This is a genomic window from Streptomyces oryzae (assembly GCF_017676365.1).
Classification (GTDB): domain Bacteria; phylum Actinomycetota; class Actinomycetes; order Streptomycetales; family Streptomycetaceae; genus Streptomyces; species Streptomyces oryzae.
On record NZ_JADKMA010000331.1, the window covers coordinates 1 to 4191 of the forward strand.

4 protein-coding genes are annotated in these 4191 nt (G+C 72.9%); 2 read left to right on the forward strand and 2 right to left on the reverse strand.

The features are described 5' to 3' along the window. Positions 1 to 146: 146 nt before the first annotated feature. Together ITI46_RS33505 and ITI46_RS33510 are read right to left on the reverse strand one after the other, a co-directional pair. Positions 147 to 1784 (reverse strand): multicopper oxidase family protein, encoded by a 1638-nt coding sequence (locus tag ITI46_RS33505; RefSeq protein ID WP_209243717.1) that lies wholly within the window; start codon positions 1782 to 1784, stop codon positions 147 to 149. Beyond that, positions 1781 to 2293: a hypothetical protein gene (locus ITI46_RS33510; RefSeq protein ID WP_209243718.1), complete on the reverse strand. Its 513-nt coding sequence runs from the start codon at positions 2291 to 2293 to the stop codon at positions 1781 to 1783. Before ITI46_RS33510 ends, ITI46_RS33505 begins: the two co-directional genes overlap by 4 nt. Positions 2294 to 2467: 174 nt before the next feature. Between ITI46_RS33510 and ITI46_RS33515 the strand changes: the two genes are divergently transcribed. Together ITI46_RS33515 and ITI46_RS33520 are read left to right on the forward strand one after the other, a co-directional pair. Then, on the forward strand, positions 2468 to 3721 hold the full coding sequence (locus ITI46_RS33515) for an NAD(P)-binding domain-containing protein (protein ID WP_209243719.1): 1254 nt from the start codon (positions 2468 to 2470) through the stop codon (positions 3719 to 3721). Continuing rightward, a complete protein-coding gene (locus ITI46_RS33520; RefSeq protein ID WP_307808425.1) occupies positions 3718 to 4170 on the forward strand; it encodes an SCP2 sterol-binding domain-containing protein in 453 nt (150 codons plus the stop codon). Before ITI46_RS33515 ends, ITI46_RS33520 begins: the two co-directional genes overlap by 4 nt. Positions 4171 to 4191: the final 21 nt, after the last annotated feature.

Consider the following 4191-nt stretch of genomic DNA (forward strand, 5'->3'; position numbering starts at 1 on the left):
GCTCCGCCCCCACGCCCCCAGCAGCCCTGCGGGCGCTCCGAGATCTTCCCGCCGCGACGGCGCGAAACCACCCACGGACAGGGTCCGGCGGAACAAAGGAGGGCCTCAGTCGTCGCGCCCGGCTCGCCCCGCAGCAGAGCGGGGTCTCACACCACGCGGAAGTCGGCCATCATGGCCATGTCCTCATGCTCCAGGTTGTGGCAGTGGAACATGTACCGCCCCCGGTACCCGGAGAACCGGACGAGGACGTCCACGACCTCGAACGGCCGCACATCCACCGTGTCCTTCCATCCCACATCGGTCGCCAGCGGCGACTTCCCGCTGCGCGCCAGCACCTGGAAGTGCGCCAGATGGACGTGGACGGGATGGTGGAAGTCGCTGGTGAAGCGCCACCGCTCGACGGTGTCCAGCCGGGGCGAGGCAAGCGGCGAGCCCGGGTCGTACGGTTTGCCGTTGACGGTCCACATCGGCACGCCGTCGACCTGCTGCTGCCGGAAGTCGAACTGCCGCTCGGTCACGGCCTGTTCAGCGCGCAGGCGCCGGAAGTCCGCCAGCCGCCGGGGTACCCGCGGGGCGCCGCCGCCGCGCTTCGGCCGCCGGGCCACCCGGAACCGCATCACGTCGCGGGTGCCGCCGCTGCCCAGCGTGTTGACGAGCCGCACCGTCGACCCCACAGGGAAGGCCCCGAAGTCGACCACGACATCGAACCGCTCGGCGGGCGAGACCGGCAGCGCCTCGTGCGACCGCGGCGCGCCCAGCAGTCCGCTGTCGCTGCCGACCTGCACGAATGCGGCGCCCTCCCGCGGGCCGGGGTCGAGAGCGAGCCGGTAGCGGCGCGCGTTGGAGGCGTTGAGGATGCGGAAGCGGTACCGCTCGGCGCTCACCTCCAGCTCAGGCCAGGGCGCCCCGTTGACCAGGATGACGTCGCCCGTCACCCCCTCCATGTACTTCTCACGCACGCCGGGCTCCTCGGTCAGCGAGGGATCCAGCGACGGGTAGCGGAACGAACCGTCCTCCTCGAAGGCGCGGTCGCAGATCATCAGCGGGATGTCCCGGGCGTCCTCGGGCAGCGGCAGCCCGCTCTCCTCGTCGTCGTGTATCAGGAACATCCCCGCCAGCCCCCGCCACACCTGCGGGGCGCTGAAGTCCATCCGGTGATCGTGGTACCAGAGCGTGGTGGCCGGCTGTTCGAGCGGATACAGGTACTCCTTGTGGGCGCGCGAGACCGTCCACTCGGAGGGCTTCACCATGCTGTGCTTCCCGTGGTGCTTCCCGCTGTGGCCCTTCCGGGGGTCGGGGAAGCGGGAGGGCAGCACCAGGTCGGTCGGGTGACCGTCGAACTCGGGCTTCTGGACCCCGCCGTGCAGATGCGTGGAGGTCGGCACCGCGAGCGCGTTGCGCACCCGCAGGCGCAGCTCATGGCCCGACCGGCCGACGAAGGTGGGGCCGGGGAAGCGTCCGTCGTAGCCCCACACCTCGGTCTTGAGACCCGGCAGGATCTCCTGGCTCGCAGCGCGCTGCTCCACCTCGTGGACGTCCGCGCCGCCCCGGGTACGCACCGGTTCGGCCACCGGCGGTACCGGCAGCGGCACTTGGAACGGCTCGGGCAGCCGGGCGGTGCTGCGCAGCAGTTCGCCGGAGACCTCGCCTCCGGGCCCGTCCGCGCCGCACCCGGTGGCCCCGCCCAGCGCGACGGCCGTGCCCGCACCACCGGTCAGGGCCAGGAAGCGCCGCCGGGCCGGCCCCGTGCGCGGCGCGCTCGCCTTCTGGCGCGGCGCGCTCATCGACGCCCTCCGCGTCCCGGGCGGTGTCCGTACGACCAGTAGACGAGGGCGGTGGAGGTGGCGACCAGCAGCACGCCGAGGGGAATATGCAGTTGGAGTTCGCGTGCGTAGCCCCAGCCGTCCTGCATCACGACGGCGACGCTGAGCAGCACAGCGAGCCCGGTGGGCCACACCGGTCCGCGGCCCGGCCGCCACACCAGCACGGCCGCCAGCGCCTGGAACCAACTGGTGATGCTGATGGCGAACGAATTGGCCTCGTGCAGCTGGAGCAGGTCCACATCGCCGCTGACGAACATGCCCGCCAGCACCGGCTGGATCAGCAGCAGCACGAAGAAGACCGTCGCCACCGTCCGCAGCAGTACGATCGGCCAGCGCCGCACCTTGTGCGGCGGCGCGGCAGCGCCGCCGCCCGTCTCGGAAGCGTCGGCGGGCGGCGGGGCCGCTGCCGGGCGGGGCCCGCGGGCCGTGTCCGGGCCACCCGCGAGGCCCCCGTCGGGATTGTGTGCCATGGCGTGGCCTCTCCGGTCTCGGGGTCTGCACCGAGCGTAGGGAGACGTCCTCGAGCAGGACTTGAGCCGCCTGTCGGATCGGCGCAGCGGACGCGAGCCGGAGCGTGCCTCGATCGGATGTCGAGCGCGGATGGCGACCGTGTACGGCGTTCCCACGCAGAGGAGGCGCGCACCATGGAAGCTGACTCCCGGCCACCGTTCCGCGTCATGCTGCGGATGGAGATCCACCCAGGCAGACGGCAGGAGTTCGAGTACACCTGGCGCGAGGTGGCAGCCGGCATCGCCCGCGAGCCCGCCAACCTGGGCCAGACGCTGGTGCGTTCGGTCGAGGACGAGAACGTCTACTACGTCCTGACCGACTGGGCCGACGAGTCCTCCTTCCGCAGGTTCGAGCTGAGCGAGGCCCACGTCGAGAACCGGCGCAGGCTCCAGCCGTTCCGCAGCGGCGGAGAGATGGTCGTCACCGAGACGGTGTACGAGGTGCCGCCGGCCCCGGCGCCGGCCCCGGCCCCGGCGCAGCCCGGGACCCCCGCAGCCCCCGGTACCGAGCCGCTGGCCTTCATCGGCCTGGGCAACATGGGCGGCGGCATGGCGCACCGCCTCCTGGCCGCGGGACACGCGCTGACCGTCCACAACCGCACGGCCGCCAAGGCGGCGCCGCTGGCCGAGGCGGGCGCCACCGTCGCGGCGAGCCCCGCCGAGGCCGCCAAGGGCCGCTCGGTCGTGCTGCTCAGCCTGGCCGACGAGGCGGCCGTCGAAGAGGTGCTGTTCGGCCAGGTGGCCGACGTACTGGCGCCGGGCGCCGTCGTCGTTGACACCTCCACCGTCTCACCCGCGTACGCCCGCGAGTGCGCGCAGCGGCTCGCCCTGCGCGGGCTGCGCCGGGTGGAGGCGTGCGTGGTCGGCAACCCCTTCCAGGCCCGCGAGGGCAAGCTCCGCGTCTACACCAGCGGCGAGGAGGAGGACATCGCCCGGGTCGGCGGCATCCTGGACACCCTCGGCGCACAGGTCGTCCACCTCGGAGCGCCCGGCACGGCCGCCACCCTCAAGCTCATCTTCAACCTGCTGCTCGGCGCCCAAGTGGCCTCCCTCGCCGAGGCGGTGGCCTACGGCGTTGCCGCAGGACTCGACCGCGACCGGCTGCTGTCCTCCGTCGCGGAGAGCGGCTTCAGCTCCGTGGTGCTGCGCTTCCGCGCCGAACTGATGCGCAAGGGCGCCTACCAGCCCGCGTTCTTCCGCTCGACGCTGATGGAGAAGGACCTCCGCCTCGCCCTCGGCGACGCGGCGGTCGCCGGAGTGCCGCTGCCCGTCCTCGACTCCGTACGCGAGCGCTTCGCCGGCGTCAACGCGGCGGGCGACGGCGACAAGGACGCGTCCGTACTGCTGGAGCACACCGTGCGCGACGGCGGTCAGGCGGCGGCATCGTGACCGCGCCCGAAGCGATGTTCCACCAACTGCGCAGCATCGCCCGCTCCAGCGCCGCCGCCACCTCCTCGCCGCCACCGGACGAGGTGGAGGCGCTGCTGGACCTGGTCTTCGAGTGGTTCAGCTCCCGGTTCAGCCCGCAGCGCGCCGCGCTCGCCTCGGGTGTCTTCCACTACGAGATCGACACCCCGCTCGGCGTCCGCCACCGCTACGTCGCCGTCGCGCAGGGCACCTGCACCACCTCCGGCGCGCTCGAGGGCACGCCCGACGCCACCATCGGCGTCGCGCTGTCCGACCTGGTGGCGCTGGCGGTGGGGGAGCTGAAGGGCACCGACGCGTTCGTCGGCGGCCGGCTGAAGATCTCGGGCGATGTGTTCTTCGCGATGAACTGGATCGAGTGGTTCGGCTCCCGCAGCGGCCGGCCGCCCGGCTCCGGAACGGCCCCGGCCTGACCTCCTCCCCCCGGGCGCTCC